The sequence below is a fragment of the Alteromonas sp. 38 genome (assembly GCF_902506055.1).
GTDB classification, from domain to species: Bacteria; Pseudomonadota; Gammaproteobacteria; order Enterobacterales; family Alteromonadaceae; genus Alteromonas; species Alteromonas lipotrueae.
On record NZ_LR733300.1, the window covers coordinates 131,078 to 148,155 of the forward strand.

General features: G+C 41.5%; 15 protein-coding genes. 5 read left to right on the forward strand and 10 right to left on the reverse strand.

What is annotated here, in order from left to right:
* Positions 1-13 precede the first annotated feature (13 nt).
* Entirely contained in the window at positions 14-3,019 is a 3,006-nt protein-coding gene (locus tag FLAVO9R_RS00565) for an SIR2 family protein (protein ID WP_201299230.1), read from the forward strand.
* A 715-nt stretch (positions 3,020-3,734) separates the two neighbouring features.
* Here the strand turns inward: FLAVO9R_RS00565 and parS are convergent.
* The 9 genes from parS to FLAVO9R_RS00610 form a co-directional block, all read right to left on the reverse strand.
* Complete coding sequence (gene parS / locus FLAVO9R_RS00570; protein ID WP_159527969.1) at positions 3,735-4,130, reverse strand: type II RES/Xre toxin-antitoxin system antitoxin; 396 nt, start codon at positions 4,128-4,130, stop codon at positions 3,735-3,737.
* Positions 4,131-4,614: 484 nt separating this feature from the next.
* Entirely contained in the window at positions 4,615-5,448 is an 834-nt protein-coding gene (locus tag FLAVO9R_RS00575) for a mechanosensitive ion channel family protein (protein ID WP_057794772.1), read from the reverse strand.
* A gap of 184 nt (positions 5,449-5,632) precedes the next feature.
* Positions 5,633-6,232 (reverse strand): hypothetical protein, encoded by a 600-nt coding sequence (locus FLAVO9R_RS00580; protein WP_126872667.1) that lies wholly within the window; start codon positions 6,230-6,232, stop codon positions 5,633-5,635.
* 110 nt (positions 6,233-6,342) lie between these two features.
* Positions 6,343-7,491: an HNH endonuclease gene (locus FLAVO9R_RS00585; protein ID WP_159527970.1), complete on the reverse strand. Its 1,149-nt coding sequence runs from the start codon at positions 7,489-7,491 to the stop codon at positions 6,343-6,345.
* A gap of 180 nt (positions 7,492-7,671) precedes the next feature.
* Positions 7,672-8,139 (reverse strand): group I truncated hemoglobin, encoded by a 468-nt coding sequence (locus FLAVO9R_RS00590; protein ID WP_159527971.1) that lies wholly within the window; start codon positions 8,137-8,139, stop codon positions 7,672-7,674.
* A gap of 10 nt (positions 8,140-8,149) precedes the next feature.
* Positions 8,150-9,103 (reverse strand): DUF3034 family protein, encoded by a 954-nt coding sequence (locus tag FLAVO9R_RS00595; protein ID WP_159527972.1) that lies wholly within the window; start codon positions 9,101-9,103, stop codon positions 8,150-8,152.
* A 73-nt stretch (positions 9,104-9,176) separates the two neighbouring features.
* Positions 9,177-11,099, reverse strand: a complete 1,923-nt coding sequence (locus tag FLAVO9R_RS00600; protein ID WP_159527973.1) for a tetratricopeptide repeat-containing diguanylate cyclase — start codon at positions 11,097-11,099, stop codon at positions 9,177-9,179.
* 110 nt (positions 11,100-11,209) lie between these two features.
* The gene (locus tag FLAVO9R_RS00605; RefSeq protein ID WP_159527974.1) at positions 11,210-11,803 is read right to left on the reverse strand and encodes a class I SAM-dependent methyltransferase; all 594 of its coding nucleotides are present in this window, start codon (positions 11,801-11,803) and stop codon (positions 11,210-11,212) included.
* On the reverse strand, positions 11,800-12,687 hold the full coding sequence (locus FLAVO9R_RS00610) for an ArgP/LysG family DNA-binding transcriptional regulator (RefSeq protein WP_159527975.1): 888 nt from the start codon (positions 12,685-12,687) through the stop codon (positions 11,800-11,802). The genes FLAVO9R_RS00605 and FLAVO9R_RS00610 overlap by 4 nt, the downstream gene beginning before the upstream one ends.
* 150 nt (positions 12,688-12,837) lie before the next feature.
* Here FLAVO9R_RS00610 and FLAVO9R_RS00615 point away from each other — a divergent pair, with 150 nt between their 5' ends.
* Together FLAVO9R_RS00615 and FLAVO9R_RS00620 are read left to right on the forward strand one after the other, a co-directional pair.
* Complete coding sequence (locus tag FLAVO9R_RS00615; RefSeq protein ID WP_159527976.1) at positions 12,838-13,440, forward strand: LysE/ArgO family amino acid transporter; 603 nt, start codon at positions 12,838-12,840, stop codon at positions 13,438-13,440.
* Between the two features lie 58 nt (positions 13,441-13,498).
* Positions 13,499-13,816, forward strand: coding sequence for a DMT family transporter (locus tag FLAVO9R_RS00620; RefSeq protein ID WP_057794753.1), 318 nt, complete (start codon positions 13,499-13,501; stop codon positions 13,814-13,816).
* A 66-nt stretch (positions 13,817-13,882) separates the two neighbouring features.
* Here FLAVO9R_RS00620 and FLAVO9R_RS00625 read toward each other — a convergent pair whose 3' ends face one another.
* On the reverse strand, positions 13,883-14,599 hold the full coding sequence (locus FLAVO9R_RS00625; RefSeq protein WP_159527977.1) for a DUF1499 domain-containing protein: 717 nt from the start codon (positions 14,597-14,599) through the stop codon (positions 13,883-13,885).
* Between the two features lie 216 nt (positions 14,600-14,815).
* Here FLAVO9R_RS00625 and FLAVO9R_RS00630 point away from each other — a divergent pair, with 216 nt between their 5' ends.
* Both FLAVO9R_RS00630 and FLAVO9R_RS00635 read left to right on the forward strand, forming a co-directional pair.
* Positions 14,816-15,499: a DNA-J related domain-containing protein gene (locus FLAVO9R_RS00630; protein ID WP_232370550.1), complete on the forward strand. Its 684-nt coding sequence runs from the start codon at positions 14,816-14,818 to the stop codon at positions 15,497-15,499.
* A gap of 419 nt (positions 15,500-15,918) precedes the next feature.
* Positions 15,919-17,061 carry an efflux RND transporter periplasmic adaptor subunit gene (locus FLAVO9R_RS00635; RefSeq protein WP_159527978.1) on the forward strand — a complete coding sequence of 381 codons (1,143 nt, stop codon included), beginning with the start codon at positions 15,919-15,921 and terminating at the stop codon, positions 17,059-17,061.
* Positions 17,062-17,078: the final 17 nt, after the last annotated feature.

The following is a 17,078-nucleotide window of genomic DNA, read 5'->3' on the forward strand; positions in this document are numbered from 1 at the left end:
AGTAGGTGGATAAATGGAATTAGAATTTTATACCGAGAAACTTCTCACAAAACGTTTAACTAAGAACAAAAAGGTCTCTTTTTTATTTGGCTCAGCTCTAAGTCAGATCAAAGATGGCTCTGGTATACCCAACGTTAGTCAGGTAACTAAAATAATTGAATGCTTTGCAAAAGAACACGATCTTTTAGATGAGTACAAAGAACATTTAGGTTCCGCTGATTCGACAGATATATATCAGAAGTCTTTTTCATTCTTTTCTGGCTTTATGGGGGCAGGCGCCACTCAGGAAATAGTTAAACGTGTTGTAATGTCTAACTATTGTGCTGTATCAAACTCTCACAAAATTCCAGGCGCAATAAAAAGCTTTGTTAAAGCAATAAAAGACAACAAAATTGACGTCAAGAATATTTTTACCACCAATTTCGATACTTTAATTGAAGAGGAATTTAAGAACGCCGAAATAGCTTACAATAGTATTAGTGTTGTATCAGATTCCGATATAAACGATAACAGTAACGGTTACATAAACATTATTCACTTGCATGGCGTTTGGGACAAAGGCGATACCATGCACACGAAGAATCAACTTGAAGCAGAGAGGGTTCGAATAGAAGCATCTATACGTAACTGTATGACAGATGGCCATCTTGTTGTCATGGCATATAGCGGTTGGCAAGACAGTTTTATGCGCTCGTTGGCTGATATTGTTAATGATACTAAAGCAGAATACAATTTTGCTTGGTGTTTTTATGAGTCTGATAAAAATAAAATCAATGCTGAAGAAAAAAGCTTATTCAAATCTGTACAACCCGCTATCCAGCGCGACAGAATTCAATTCTACAAAGGCATAGATTGTAACTATATATTCACTGACGCTCTTCATCTACAGTCTTCAAACAAAGGCAGTGTTTTACAACTAACAGCTAAGGAATTGGAGGTTAAGGAAAAGCAACAGCGAAGCCAAAACAGCATTAATTACTACGATATTCAAAACAAATCCTTTTATTTAAAAATTAGGGAAAAAACCAGAAATAAAGCCATAGACCTAATTAATAAGAATAAATCCGTGTTTATTGAGGCTGAACTTGGTAATGGAGTATATAGCTTTATTTCTTCTATCATCAGTACGGTAAAAGATGTTAAACCAAATTGTGTAAAAATTGATTTATCTTCAGTCATTTCAAAGAAACAAATCGACGATAGCGTTAAAGCAAATACAAACCACAATTTGCAGACACTGCTCCTGCTGTTAAGCCAGCAGTCTGAAACTGTTAATTTTATTATCTTTGATAAAATACGAGGAAACGCTGATAAGGATGCAATTTCATATCTTTTAGACCTACCAAATAGCTTCGAAGAGATATGTCAAAATATCGTTTTCATCTTTACTTCTAAAGTGCAGCTCAAAGAGTTTAAAAAAATACACATTAAACTAAGAGAGCTCATCGAGCCTGAGACCGGGCTAATTCTTAAAGAAGAGTTTGGTAAAGGCCGTTTTTCTGACGTAGATGTATCGAGGCTTCACGAAAAGTCTGAAGGAGTCCTTTCTAAACTCGAAAAGCTAGTATATTACCTAGACACAAGTTCCACCTCAGAGGTTCTGGCACAGAATGATTTATTTGATGAATCATTTCAGACTGAAGCAATACCAGATACTACTTTAAAGCAATTGAACATTCTTGTTAATGACCCTAATAAGAGCCTAACATTTAAAATGCTAAAGATACTATCCATATTAAAAAATGGTGAAACCTTAAGCAATTTGAGAAAAGATAAGATGGGACTGGCTCTTGGCCCCAAGAACACGAAGGAGTTATTAGAACTAGAATTAGCCACAACTATATTTATTGATGAATCTGCGGTAGTTGTAAGAGTAAATCCCATAATTAAAGATTATGTTCTATCAAAAATGCCGTTAGAAGAGCAATTTGAAATAGCCAATGCATACTTGCGAGTGTCTGTGGTTGAGAAAAACTACGGCTTAAAATTAGGGGCTGTTAATAAGAAAATTTTACATTATGGTTATAGTTTGGAAGAGGATAACACTACAACCATTTTGAAATTGGCAATTCAACAATGCAGCGAAGCTCTAGGTCAACCTGATACGAGCGAGAAAGATAAAGAAAAGAATCAACGAAAACTAAACAAACTATGTTATACCGCTAGAGCCTATGTATACATGCTTAGCCATACATCCCGCTACACAGAAGCTATTTCAGCGTACGGCAATTTGATTGAATATATAAAGGTTGTAGAGCCTGACAAATTATATCTTTACTATTGTCAGATGGCTTATGCGCACAGAATGAAGTCTAACTATGATGAGGCCAACAGGTTCTTAGAGATGAGTATCGAGCAATGCCCTCAGAATGACAAAGTCACGCTAGATACACAATATAGAGAAAAGTTACTTCTTTTGGAGTCGGTTGATCAAAAAAAGGCAGTGGCAATGGCAAAAGCCAACAGAGGCAACCACCACAAAAACTCTGCGGAGTACATATTGTCAGATGCTATTATTGCGAACTCTAAATTTGGAAGTGATAAAATTAATGCACTAGCACGATATGAAAAAAAGGCTCGCAAGCATGGGCACATAACCATTGCGAACAACTTGCTACTTGAGTTAAGTAGAGACCCCAATTGCAATAATAAAATACAATTATTCAATACAGTGATTAAAAGTGATGAGAGCGAATACAACCATTGCCGTGCAACGATTTCGAAACATGAAGTGCTTGTGGCTGACAATGACTTTGACAAAATCAAGGACTCTGACATTGATAAACTAAAATATATCTACAATTATACTTTTAGGCAAAAGTTAGATAGCCTATTCAACCGCTGCCATAAGGTGTTGTGGGCAATTGCTGAATACAACAGAAATAGCACATTGATAATCCAAATATTTTTTCAAAGTACAATAGTTTGGAAACTAAATTCGGATGAAAAAAACGAAGAATTCTACGGCAAAAAATATAAAGAGTTAAATTCTGCAATCGATTCGTCCAATCAAACTTGAGGAACTCAAATTAACAAAGATTTTTAGACACTGTTAAATTTAGTCTTACAAATTATTTAGCTGTGCTAAACGAAATTACACTCTACAGATAAGGCCTAAAAAGTAGTAAGGATAAATACGCCAATCGTTGGCATTTACCGATTTGCAGAAAACTCTCTTAAGTAGATGATTTTTTTACTCATATATCGATGTAATTATGTGGTATGAGTATCGATTAGAATATTATTATGATGTGTTTGACATTAGGCCTCGATCTGGAACGTGAAATAGCAAAGCCATAAAAAGTTTTCTATCCCCATAAAATACTCCAAATGCTTTTAGAGTCGCTCTTTAATTGCTTCCATGCCTCTTTGGAATTTTTCGGCATGGTTACTCCCTGATTTGCATAAAATCTTGTTTTTAAAAGAATTATTAATTTTTTTCTGGAAGGTGAGGAGTTTTTTTCGCAATCTTCTCTTTTACCGCTCTCTGAAAGAACTCATAAACTTATCCAATCTCGCCTTATCTTCGGGCCGAGGATTTTTGCTTGATAAAATAAAGCTCAATAGAATTCTTGACACTCTAGGCATGTGCACCTCTTAAATCTGTTCCGGCCGATGCTACGCTGTCCAAATCGAGGCGTGCCTTATACAAAATAGACACAATCACACGGGTATAGCAATAACGAATCAACCCTATTTTGCCTTCTTCTATAGAATACTATAGTCTTATTCAATCACCAAAACACACCATTCTCTAAACGGCCAATCAACTCCAGAACTTCGTTTGACCCTGCGTATGTCGATATCATCGTGATAGGTTGAATGCCATTCAACCCACGTGAGGGGGACTTTAGCCACGATAGCGCTTTGTCTTTATTACCATCGAAGAGTATGATTCCTGCATTAATCATCTGAATAAGGCGAACTACTTTTTCGCTCTCACCAACACTCAACCTTCCTGTGTTTGCCCGACGACTAAGTGTGGATACCGAAATACCGAGTACTCCAACAAATTCTGCATTGGTTATCTCAGCGTAACTTGCAACACGTAAATAGATGGAATAGGGTAAGCCTCTGGCTATGGCCTCTTGTAGTCGGCTTCCTCGCGGCGAACGGAAATGATGTCCCATACAGTCTGCTTTTTCTCTTTATTACGCGTGTACGTAAGCATAGTATGCTCTTATGATCCGTTTTTATTGCGTGTAACGTTATCAAGAAATCCAATTGGCGGCGTGGTATAACATCTTTCCAGCGTGAATTTATTCGCCACAATTTTGCTTGAATACTCAAATAACTTCCCAAGGTCTAAATGGGTACATAACTGCCAATTGAAACTACTAGCCAGTCCAAACATTTTTTATTTAACGTTAATCATCCCTGCTATCTAGCATCGTTGTCTATGTGTCATACGGTAGAGGTGATAAGGTGATACTCGCGGAAAAGTCAGGTGAGTAACAAAAGTAATCCAAAATAGAACGAAAAGCTTAAACATAGCAACAATCCTTACGAGCAAACTTTAGTGGAAAAAGCGACTGTTCAATAACATTGAACAGTCGCTTTTAGCTATTTTCTACTTAAAGGCGTATCTACTTATCCATATCACATCAAGATTTGTTATTGATTGGTCTCATTAACCAAAATAACTTTACGATGTGGGAATGGAATTTCAATATTCGCTTCATCAAGCCCTTTCTTAATTTGCTCAGGCACTGAGTAACGAATATCGAAGTAGTGCTGACCTTCACAGAACGGACGAACAATGAAGTCTACCGAACTGTTGTTTAAGGTTTCTACTTCAACAAACGGCGCAGGCTCTTTAAGTACATGGGGGTGTTCAGCGAGTACTTTGTCGATAACGGCGCGTGCAGCATCAATACTTTCACCATATGCAACACCAAAAGTCATATCTACACCGCGAATTTCATGGTGTGAATGGTTGGTAATTTGCTCGCCCCAAATTTGGCTATTTGGAATGATAATGTGTTGGTTATCGAAGGTTTGCAAAATGGTAGTGAACATATCTATTTCGGTCACTTTACCAAACTTACCTGCTGCTTCTACAAAGTCATCTACTTTGTAAGGGCGGAAGATAAGTAGCATAACGCCAGCGGCTAAGTTAGACAGTGTGCCTTGCAGTGCTAAGCCTACGGCAAGCCCTGCGGCACCCAGCAATGCAATGATAGATGCGGTTTGTACACCAAAACGGTTAAGTACTGCTATGCCCACGAAAGCTAAGATGGTGTAGCGTATTACGCTACCAAAAAACTTAAATAGGGTGTCGTCTAATTGGGGGTATCGACCGGCTAGTGCAACCATGCCTTTGTATGCTTTACCTGCTACCCACATGCCTATAATTAATATAAGTAACGCAAGTAGTATATTGGTGGCCCACGCTAGTGCGCCAGGGAGATACTGATCAACATCAAGTGATGCAATAAATTCTTCCATGTTCAAATTCCTCATAACGATTGATTATTCTTTAATGATTCGTAAGGGTGCTTCAAGCCGCTATGTTATAGGCCATAAACCACATTAAAGGTATTCATCAATAGTATGAAGCTGTGAAAATAAAGCAGCGAAATACACAAGGATTTCACTACTTTATTTTGATTAATCAGATAATTAAACGTTTTTAAAAGGTGTAGCGAACAAAGGCAGCAAACACCTCGGAATCGGAGAATTTAGTATATTCACCGCCAACTGCTATCGAATCCCAACGGTATTGTGTGCCTAACTTATAGGCTTTTTGATCAGAACCTTCATCCCATTTTTGCCATTCTAATCCGCCATAGACTTCCACATTGCTTGTTATCATATGTCGAATATTGGCTTCACCGGTAAAGTACTCGGTTCCGGCTGAAACGGCATTGTCACTGTCGTTTATTTTAATATCAATTTCACCATAGCCGACTTTACCGTCCAGTACTGTGCGATTTGAAAAATGGTGAATATAGCCAACTGCCACTTTCCAGCGGTCGACATCCATGTTTACCCCTTGGGTTTTGTCATCAGCCATAAAGTATGTGGCTTCACCAAAAACGTTCATTCCAAGTACTTTACTTGCCTTAAACTCAAAGCCTTTCGGAGTAAACATATCTAAATCGGCGAATTCCGTTTGCACCAATGAAACCTGTGCAAAGTCGTATGAAGGAGCATTAATAATGGGTTTGTCAGCCGCAAATACAGCACTTGCTGCTAAAAAACAGGTTGGAGCGATAAGAAGTTTATACATTGAATATCCTTATTAGGTTGGGGAACTAATAAGAAGAATAGGGGATGGGAGATGAACGAAAAATGAACGCTAAGTTAATCAATATTCAGGTAAAAAGAAGATGTTTTCACTTATGCTGAATAGCGAAAAACTTGTTCTCTATGAAACGCAAGGTACTCTTGGTGGAAGCGTTGAAGCGAAACTCGCATTTTAGAATTGATACCTAACACTTCTGGTTCCGCTAACTTTTCTGATATGACAATTTTGCCCGTATCTAGAAAGCTTATGTAACCTCTATCGAATGCTTTATCTAAGTTTGCTAAAAGAAGTAAGCCGTTATATTTATCAAGGCGTTCACTGTTGCTTGCCTCTTTCCAGGGTTTAATGTGTGAAGCGATTAAAAAATCAGTATTTTGGTAATTAGTAATTGAACAGCCTCCCCACAGACAAATGAGCTCCTGCCTAAATCCACCTTGACCTAACCGTGTATTTACCAATGTTGCCTTAGTTGTATTTGAAATATTTGGTTGTGCCAGAATTTCTTCAATATCGAATTGGGTTTCTACTTGGGTAACATCTTCTAAAAAAGCACTGTATGCGTTTAGTGCAGCCGAGTACATTCCCTTTCCACGTTTGTCGTTCGCTTTAAATTCGTTCAGCTCCCGAAGCTTGGTGGTTATAGTTTTGTATTCGAAATAAGAGGCAACGCTAATTAGACTTTTATTAGTGATGTGTGCATCGTTTGCCCAATTTGATAGGGAGGATTTCATTGCACCGATGTAATTTTTTATCGTTTTATCTGATTTGCCTTGAAGCTTCATCCAGCGGCCAAATTGTTCTTCTAGTTGATCAATATTAGTGCTAAGTGCTGCTCGTAAGTGTATCGCGGAGTTTTGTGATCGTAGATATTCAAACAACTGGACATCGAGGTAAGCATGATAGACGTACTTTTCAACCCTAGCGGCTGATGCGCTTTTTAATCTGTAGTTCTTTTCGTCTCTATCAGAGCGAAATGCGAGGTGCCAATACTTCTCACTTTCCAAATGATGAAAAGGTAAAAATGGGCTGTTAGCATCATTGCCCTGTTTTAGCTGGTCAAAATAAAAGGTAAATCGAGATTTAAGTTCGTTATCGTAGTTAATCTTATTGGTGGATATGTGACCATTTTCGATTAAATCTGCCACAGCCAACATCATACATATTTTGTGAGGCCTAGCCCGGCCGTTAGCACGGGCAGCGCGAAGGTTGGAAAGTTTATCTATATATAGCTGTAGGCTCATCCATGTATCCTATTGATAACTCACAGACTAACCTTAGCACTTTTACCTTTAAAAATACGAATGTCTAATACAGCTGTCCTTGAACTTGGCAGGTTTTTACACGAAAGGCGAGATAGTTTCAGCGCATATGCCTAGCTGTGCTAAACATACTGCGGATATACCGCTAGATGCCCCCACAAACTACAGGTAAATAGTTTCGTATTTGATTGGTGCTAGTTTTTGCAGAATTTGATTTTCTTGCTGATAAGTTAGCCCTACATCTCGCATAGCGCCCTGAACATACTCCACTAAAATGTAAAATTCTCGCTCTTTAATATTTAAGTCTTTGTGGGTCTCTAGCATGGCCTTGCCTTCGTAAACACAAGGGCCGCCAATAAGCTCGCACGTTTGTAATACCAGTTGTTTGCGTAAATGACTTTTTGGAACACCATTAAAGTAATGCCCTATAACAGGGTCTTTATAGATGCGATTAATGGCAACACCAAACACAGTATTAAGGGTTTTACTGCCACCGATTTCATCGTACAGTCTGGTAGAATTTTGCTTGGCAGTTTGCGTGCTGGAACACCCACTGATGCCGCCTAACAGAGTAAAAAGTAGCGCAATTACGGCTGTCGTTATTCTTGTTTTATGTAAATAGGTACTCATCATCACCAACTTAAAAATTAGCAGTGGCAGTTAGGTAGAAGCCTGTCGAGCTAGGCTGCATAGGCAAGTTGCCTAAATCTACATAAGCTGCGGTGAGAGAAAATGACTTATTGGGAAAATAAGCAATGAAGGCGTCGGTTACCGTATCTTCTTGTGCTAACCCGCCTAGGCGATTGGTTTGCGTTCTAAGCTCAACACCGACTACGGTTGACGGGCTGGTTAGCAGCGCCAAAGAGCCTTCCCACTCCAGTTTATAACTATCGTCATTTTCACTAGCAAAACCAAGTAAGCCAAAGGTATTTGCTTTGGTATAGCGGGCGGTCAGATTGGTCAATAAATTAAAACCGCTAATATGGCCTAAATAAAGCTTGGTTGCAGAAACAAAAAAGTCAGTACCGCTATCATCTTTCGCCCCAAGTATGCGTGCAACACCTTGATTAGGAAGTGGGCCGGTGCCATCGGGCAATAGAAGCGTGGTATCAAAATCTCGGTGTTTTTTATATTGTGCGCCAACAGCCACCTGGGGTACCCAAGTGCGTTGATTAAAAACGCCATCACCCAATATTTTCACTTTTGCAGACACAATATCCATGTCGATACGGGTAGATTGTGCGGCGCTAATTGCCCCATCGGTGAGTAAGCTGAAAACATTGCTGGTAATGCCGGATGAAATATCTAGGCTTTGGCGTTGTACGCTTAATTCAACGCGATCGTAAATGCCAAGGTTGGCACCAAAGGTGGTTAAGGTGTAGTCGTTTAAATGAAGGTATTGAACATTCGCGGTACCGTTAATTTCTTCTTTACTGCCATAGCCGCTAATAAAGGCCCAAGGCGTGATACCACCACCAGCGGTACCTTCAAACCCAGTAATGCCGCCCGTTGCAGTTAGGCGAGAGCCCGTGTTTGCACCGCTGAAAAATGAAAATAAACAGAAGCTTAGAAAAAATAACTTCGCTTTGATCATAAATTCCCTTTCTTGAAGCTTACCCAAATAATAGGTAAGTTTTGCCAGAAATAAAGCCTTACCCGCGATTTTCCTAAGCTGCCACCGTAAAGCGATTTTTGCCAGCACGCTTAGATTGGTATAGCGCTGTGTCGGCAGACTCCATTAATGATTTCACATCTAAGGCAATAAGCTTATTTTGATGATGATATGCCACGCCCAAACTCGCCGTTACACTAAAATCTGCGCCTTCTTTAGTGGTAAACCGGTGACTTCTGATATTTTCAAGGATTCGCTTGGCTATTTCTTTGGCTTGCAAAAGTGTGGTGCGGGGAAGGGCGATAATAAACTCGTCTCCCCCAATACGTGCAATAACGTCATTCGTACGTAGCGTGTTTGCCGCAGTTTGTGCCACGGTTTTAATGACTTCATCGCCTACGTGATGACCAAGGTTGTCGTTAATATGTTTGAAGTTATCAATGTCGAAAGAAATGAGCGCCAACCCCACGTGATTAGGGCTTAAATTAACTAGATTATGCTCAAAATAATCAAAGAAGTAACGCCGATTGTGTAAGCCAGTAAGATCGTCTCGAATAGAAAGGGCTAGTAGCTTTCTTGAGTTTTTGTATTGGAAAACCACAAAAATAAGTAACAAAGCAAAGATTACTACTACGCCTACTAGCATCATATTTTTCTGCCGTACTTTAAGCGATTGCTCCCTTGCTGTTGCCGCTTGAAGTTGTGTTTGTTGCCTTAACAGTGCAATTTCTTTGTCTTTACGCTCGGCTTCCATTGTGGCTTGTACTTGGGTGACATACTCTGAATTGTTTAAACGCTGCAATTCAAGAAAGTCTTTGTAATACCTATGAATAAGTTCAAATGCCTGTTCAAAGCGATGGTCTTTAAATGCGACTAAACCTGCAATGTAATCAAGCTCTAAGTGCCACTGGGTATTGTGCAACGCTTTTAAACCGTTAAAGATAGTGCGCGCTTTCGATAAATCTTGTTTTGCCGCGGCTAAGTTATCAAGAGCTAGATTGCATAAGGCCCTTTTTTTATAAAGTTCTGCGTAGTAATCGATGGGCCCCGATAAGCTCAGCGCATTATCTATGGCACTAATAGCAACGTTGCACTCTCCTTTTTCTGCCAATGTCATGGCGCGGCCATAATGCAGGTAGAACTTTTCACCGTGCTCACTAGAAAAATCCAGCGCTATTTCGTAACGGTCGAAGTAGGAAAGTGCATCATTCCAATTCTCTAGTTTCCGGTTAACAATGGCTAACCCCAACAAGGTACTGGCCACAAGGGGTTGGTAGCCAATTGACTCGAAGAAGACAAGGGCGCCTTCGTAATATTCAATGGCTTTTGTGTAATTGCCTAAGTAGTTGTAGGTGTCGCCTAAACTCTCTTCTAACAACCCATTAAAAAATTGGTTGTTTAAAATAACGAGATTTTTATAAGCATCTTGCAGTATAAGGGTGGCGCGGTAGTAGTCGCCAGAAAGTGCAAATACGTAACCTAATTCTCTAATGGCGAGCACGTAAACCGTACTGTTCGTATCCTCTTTGGCGACTTCAACAGCATATTTCAGTGCGTCGATAGCGCCTGAAATATTGCCCTTAAGGTGCAATCTGCTTCCCCTTAAATAATACCACAGCGCATTTTGCTCGTTCGTCATTACATCGGCAAACGGTGCGACAGCAACAAGGGTGGCGTCCATTTCTTTGTAAAGGGCTAATACGCTTTCGGACTGCGCTTTTCGCAACAAAAGCCAAACTTTGCCTTCATCGCTGAAGTTATTTGATTGTGCTAACGTGGCTAATTTGCGATAGGTTTGTTGAGGGTGTAGAAAAATAGCCTCTTCAAAATGAGGCAATGCATTCTCACTAATTGTGCCTAGTGTAGTGTCAGAAACGGACGCAGAAGTAGTGGCGGACACAGGAATAGAAAGGCTAACCAGCAACCCCAAAGCGGCGAAAAGTATCAATAAACAGGTACGTCTATGTACTACAGCCACAAAAAGCCCTCCGAATGGCTACAACCTTGCTCAATTAACTGCGCTAAATTAACCTGCAAACAAGCACTAGGTTAGTATGAAAAGTGCTCCGAGTGAAGCGACATTTCTGCTTATTTTGTAAAGACTAAGGTTTGCCAACTTACCTCTTGGCGGTGCAGTTTGTCGCTTGAGGCGAAGTTATGGATTAAGGTTAAGCCACAGGATTTTGCGAACTCGATGGTATCACTTTCGTTCAGCGGATTTGCCACACGCTCGTCATCAAATTCACCGTGTCGTAAGGTAATCACTAAGTGCCCTTCGGCAACAAGCAATTGGCTGCATCGTTGTAAGCTTTGTTGTTGCTGAACGTGGGTCAAGTGCATCCAAACAGCACTAATTAAAATTAACCCATAGTGTTGTTTCTTCTGAGATGTCAGCAAGGGCAGGGTATCTTTAATCCACGTCACGGACTCTCCCGTGAAGGCAATGCCCGACTGCATTAACGCGCTTGCAGGCTCAATAGCGGTAACGTGATTTCCCATATCGGCCAACGCTTTTGCGTCTCTGCCTGCCCCCGCACCTATGTCTAATATATTGGTATGGGTTAGCGACGGTATATGTGACAACCAATCGCCATGTACACTCTCAAATGTCACGCTAGTGTATTGTGAAGCAAGTTTTGAAGCATGCTGATGGTAAAACGCGATGTGTTTATTGTACTTCATGGTTTTAGCTGTTCTTTTGAAATGAGTTTAACCACTTGGCTAAAATCGCCAAGGGCATTTGACGCCTGCTCTGTCCAATGCCAAAACAAGGGCACGCCTAATTGTTTGCTAGGAAATAGCGAGATGAGCTGGCTCGATGCGACTTCTTGCTTAACTTGTAATGTTGGCAATAACGCCCACGCTACGCCTTCTATGGCCATTTTTGCAAACCCATGAGACGACGGATACCAATGGCATGTGGTTAGCGATGGCGCAAAGTCTAAACATTCACGCTGGTAATCGGTGAGTAGGGTGGCATCAAATTCGTCATAAAGTAAGCCCGGTGTGCCCATTACCCGCTCGGGGCTTACGTCATTTTGAAGATAACGTTGAATAAAGCTAGGTGATGCGTAGAGTTGATAATTCATGGTACCCAGCCTTACTGATTGTCCTCCGGTAATAGGAGTGCCTGTTTGGCTAATGCAGGCCATGACTTTACCCTGCTGCAACAGAGTGCGGGTTTGGGTTTGATCGGCATTATAAATATGTACGGGGTTAGCGCGCATTTCGCTAAATCTTGCCATCACCTCAGTAAACCAGGTAGCCAACACATCGTTGTTTACGGCCACACTTAGTGGCGAAACCTGATCCGCCGCCCCGCTACGTGTGGTTAACTGCTCTTCTAACACACTTACTTTTTGCACGTGAGACAAGAGTTGTTCACCAAGTGGCGTGGCTTTTAACGGTTTCATACGCACTAAAACCGGCCCGCCCACTTGTTGTTCTAGTCGCTTTATCTTTTGTGATACTGCCGACTGAGTTAGGTTGAGCGCTTGTGCGCCGCGCTCAAAACTGCCGTAACGAAGCACTTCGCGAAAACTGTGTAGGGCAGCATAATCAAGCATGATGAAAGCGGGTACTCTTTTTAAAATAGATATCTTTAGGACTATTAATTAAATTAATATCAAAGAAAAATTATTAATTTAATTTAGTTCAAAAGGGTAGCTAAAATCAACGCCTCTTATTCATTCATTTCAATTTTTGGGGTTTAGTTCATGTTTGCGGCAGCGTTGAGTGGTTTTGTGATGGGCGGCACCCTAATAATTGCCGTTGGTGCACAAAATAGTTTTTTAATCGAACAGTCTTTGAAACGTCAATGGACAGGGTTGTTCGTACTGCTGTTTATAGTGAGCGATGCCATTTCTATAAGTTTAGGCGCAATGGGGTTCGGGTTACTGCTACAACAATATCCATTGTTGGTATCAGTCACTAAGTGGGCCGGCGTTGCCTTTCTTTTATGGTTTGCATTTAACAAGCTTAAGGCTTCTATGGCTGAAGATGCGCTAGTGCTTGAAATGTCAAAGAAGCAAACGTCGTTTAAGCGTGCGTTCCTGATTGCTATGGCGGTAACGTGGTTGAATCCTCATTTTTACTTAGATACGCTGTTATTGATGGGGAATTTAGCCAGCCAGTGGCAACTGGATAAATGGTGGTTTGTCTTCGGTGCAATTTGGGCATCTATCATATGGTTTGTTGGGCTAAGTACCCTCACCGCTAAATTCGCGCACTATATGCAGCGCCCGTCGTTTTGGCGTTGGTTCAACCGCTTGAACGCAGCCGTACTAGGGGCGGTAAGCATTCAATTGGCTAGCTTGTAGTAAAAGGTCAATAGTGAACGTTGTTCGATGAACAGCCAATGGCAACAAGGAGAGGTAAATGAGCTGGGTTTATTTGATTGTGGCTGGCTTATTAGAAATAGGATGGCCGGTGGGGTTAAAGCTGTCCCAAGAAGCTGAAACCCGCGTGATGGGTATACTGTTAGCGATAGGGTTTATGGCGGCCAGTGGTTTTTGTTTGTGGATGGCGCAAAAAAATATTCCTATAGGTACCGCATACGCCGTGTGGACTGGCATAGGTGCGGCGGGTACGTTTTTAGTTGGGGTTGTTTTTTATGGCGATCCTACTTCTATCGCACGCTACTTTGGCGCAGCCTTAATCGTGGCAGGCGTTGTGGTATTGAAATTAGCCCACTAAAAAATGTGGCGTATAAAAAAGCTCAGGTATTTCCTGAGCTTTTTGTTTATTGTCTAACTGTGGGTATTAGTTAGCGTTTAACTGAGCGCGAAGTTCAGTTAAAAAGATATCAATGCGTTCGGCGTTTTTACCTAAATCGCTTTTTCCGACCCGAGATTTACTGCGGATATCTACAAGGGTGTTATCGTCTTTGGCTTTTAGGCGAATAACCACATCATCCTTAAATCCAAACCATTGAGTGATGTCAGTCGCTTCTAATGTATAGGGCAATGCGCCATCAGACACACGCTCCCAGCCTAGTGCGTCAATAGTTTGTTCACTAGCTGCAAAGACTTCATCAATACTCTGCGCCAATAATTGGGTTCTAATTTCAGGGTAAGCATCTATTTGCTGGCGTGTTACCTCACCACCCTCGTAAGTAATAGGGTTGGGCGCATTTTCACGTAGCGGCGCAATAGCCACAAACGCCGGAGGGTTGGTCACATCGGTAGTAATATCGTGAATAGGCGGTACGGTACTGGCTTTGCCCATCATGCTAACAGGCATGGCGACGGCAATTAACGCTAATATAGCGAAAACAAACGTACTGCCCCAGCTGACGCTTTTACGTTTTATTAGTACTTGTAGAATGATAAGTATAATGGCTGCGCCACCCACGTATACGCCGTAGCGCAGAGAGGTAAATGCGGTGCCTAAATCAACGCCTGCGTATTGATATAGCGGGCCCGGTAATACCACCATTAAAAATCCAATAATGCTGGTCAGTGCAATGAGTGCTTTCAAGGGAGCTCCTAGTTATTATTGTTGCTTTGTATAACATAACTTTAACAGTCATTTGGCCCTTTTGGTTCAAATTTTCCACTAAATTTGTGGGCAAGGTTTTCGATGCGTTACAAAAATCATATCCAGCAGTGAAATGACGAAGGTGTAAGAAGCCCTGGCGCGCTTTTAGGTAAGGGGAATTAAGCAACCTCTGCTATGCTATAAGCTGATACGAACATGAGGTTTACCATGGGGAATGCCCAAGAAATACCTTCTTTTAACGCGACGAATGCGCAGAAAGTGGAAGTGTTGTTAGACATACTTTCCACAAAAAAAGCAGAGTTTGAAGAAGGGATGACAGAGTATGCGCTAATTTCGCAACTTAAGTCGCCACCCTATCAGTTGTTTAATGACAACGCGCTGCGCGATTCCCTCGCTTTGTTTAATACCCACTTCATCTTGTTTCATGCCCTATATTTACTTAGAAACCTCTGGCGTGATGCTCTGGTGGGCGAGCTAGATATTCATACTACACGCATAGTTCTACTGCCCTTGAAAGCTAGCAGACAAGACGACTTTGTGAGTAACACCACTCCATTAGATAAAAACGATCCGCTAGCAGAGTACTACCTTAACTGGCAAAACTTGGCCAGTACTGGCGAAGCCGATGTAGACGCCTTATTGAATGGCTTTTGGCAGCGAATGCTGGGGGCTGAGTCCATTTTTGATTCCAAAGAGCGTATTGCGCAATGTCACACGTTACTCAATTTAGATGAGGCCATACCCATCACGTTAATAACACTTAAGAGACACTACAGAAAGCAGTTAGCAACAGTGCACCCAGACAAAGGGGGCAGCCACGAAGCAGCGCAAAATGTTATTTCGGCGTACCAAGCTTTATTGCGGTATTACGGGCTCTAATGCCAAAAGTTGAATGAAAAGCGTGTTTTACACCCTTAGGTCAGCACTGTAGTATAAAAATACTGCAACTGACCGATAAGATCAGCGCCTTCAACTCCCTTTACTTTTAATCTTTAGTATAAGCGCACACAATATAAAACTTGTGTCAGATATGTCATGAATATGGTGACCCATTATTCATACTGGCCGATGAGTAACCCTTTCGTCACAGTAAATTGTTGCTTTACTGCAAGTTCACGCTGCATTTGAAGCATACGATCTCATTCGTCCAGTTGATGTGATCGGGCTGAGTAATGGCAAGGTATTTATAACTCGGCGCATGGAAGTTACCAAAGTTAATACAGGCCCAAAATTTAAGTTTACCGGTTAAACGCTCTCGTTTGCCGGTAATCGTTAGTTTTTAATTTCGAGAAATTATTATGAAACGCGTTTTTTATGTCATCACTACCCTAGCTTTGTTGGTAGGTGCGATTGGGTGTTCGTCTGAGTCTGAACAGGCGGGTGCAGGGCAGCAAGCCATGCCGCCACAGTCCGTGTCAGTGCTTACTATTGCACGCCAAGCGGTAACCCATGAAATGATCCTTCCTGGAAGGGTTACGCCGTCTCGCCAATCGCAAGTACGTCCTCAGGTTGATGGGGTGATTACAGAGCGTTTGTTTGAAGAAGGTGCACAGGTTGAAAAAGGCCAGCAACTTTATCAAATCGATGATGCGCGTTATCGTGCTCAATTAAACAGCACCATTGCTGATGTTAAAAGTGCCGAAGCGAATTTAAAAACCTTAGAAGCCAAAGCCCGCCGCTATGATGATCTAATTAAACAGAATGCCATCAGTCGCCAAGAATACGACGATGTCATCGCGCAAAAGGAACAAGCACAAGCAGCGATTAGCGTTGCTGAAGCGGCGGTAGATTTAGCACGAGTGAACTTAGGCTATACCAAGGTGTATGCGCCAATTAGCGGCCGTATCAGTCGCTCGTTTGTGACGGAAGGTACGCTAGCGACCACAAACCAAACGCAGCAACTTGCCACTATTACGCAGTTAAACCCTATCTTTATTGATATGCAGGAGTCGGGTCGGGCCATACTTACCCTTCGTCAAGCCATGCAAGAACAAGGCTCTATGCCTGTTGAGCTAACACTGGATGAAGCCACAGGTAAAAAATACGAACACACAGGTAGCGTGAAGTTTTCAGAAGTTACCGTAGATGAAAGTACCGGTTCAGTAGCGCTTCGCGCCGAAATGCCAAACCCAGATGGGTTGTTGTTACCCGGTTTATTCGTGAAAGGCCATGTTATTACTGGTACCGAACAAGCGTTATTGGTGCCTCAGCGCGCCACTATGCGTCAACAAGACGGTTCATTGTCAGTATATGTGGTGAACAGTAATGACGAAGTAGAGGCTCGAGCACTAAAAACTAGCGACATCTACAAAGACCAATATATTGCCACTTCGGGTATTAAAGAAGGCGATAGACTTATTGTTTCTGGTTACCAAAAAGTGAAACCTGGCAGTAAAGTAAACACCAGCGAGTGGCAGACAACGTCACGCGGCTCACGTTAAGATAGGATTAGTTTACT

Bases quoted from the DNA above. Each gene is read 5' to 3' on its own strand.
- FLAVO9R_RS00565 (WP_201299230.1), top strand. From the start codon at position 14: ATGGAATTAGAATTTTATACCGAGAAACTTCTCACAAAACGTTTAACT.
- parS (WP_159527969.1), bottom strand. From the start codon at position 4,130: ATGGGACATCATTTCCGTTCGCCGCGAGGAAGCCGACTACAAGAGGCC.
- FLAVO9R_RS00575 (WP_057794772.1), bottom strand. From the start codon at position 5,448: ATGGAAGAATTTATTGCATCACTTGATGTTGATCAGTATCTCCCTGGC.
- FLAVO9R_RS00580 (WP_126872667.1), bottom strand. From the start codon at position 6,232: ATGTATAAACTTCTTATCGCTCCAACCTGTTTTTTAGCAGCAAGTGCT.
- FLAVO9R_RS00585 (WP_159527970.1), bottom strand. From the start codon at position 7,491: ATGAGCCTACAGCTATATATAGATAAACTTTCCAACCTTCGCGCTGCC.
- FLAVO9R_RS00590 (WP_159527971.1), bottom strand. From the start codon at position 8,139: ATGAGTACCTATTTACATAAAACAAGAATAACGACAGCCGTAATTGCG.
- FLAVO9R_RS00595 (WP_159527972.1), bottom strand. From the start codon at position 9,103: ATGATCAAAGCGAAGTTATTTTTTCTAAGCTTCTGTTTATTTTCATTT.
- FLAVO9R_RS00605 (WP_159527974.1), bottom strand. From the start codon at position 11,803: ATGAAGTACAATAAACACATCGCGTTTTACCATCAGCATGCTTCAAAA.
- FLAVO9R_RS00610 (WP_159527975.1), bottom strand. From the start codon at position 12,687: ATGCTTGATTATGCTGCCCTACACAGTTTTCGCGAAGTGCTTCGTTAC.
- FLAVO9R_RS00615 (WP_159527976.1), top strand. From the start codon at position 12,838: ATGTTTGCGGCAGCGTTGAGTGGTTTTGTGATGGGCGGCACCCTAATA.
- FLAVO9R_RS00620 (WP_057794753.1), top strand. From the start codon at position 13,499: ATGAGCTGGGTTTATTTGATTGTGGCTGGCTTATTAGAAATAGGATGG.
- FLAVO9R_RS00630 (WP_232370550.1), top strand. From the start codon at position 14,816: ATGAGGTTTACCATGGGGAATGCCCAAGAAATACCTTCTTTTAACGCG.
- FLAVO9R_RS00635 (WP_159527978.1), top strand. From the start codon at position 15,919: ATGAAACGCGTTTTTTATGTCATCACTACCCTAGCTTTGTTGGTAGGT.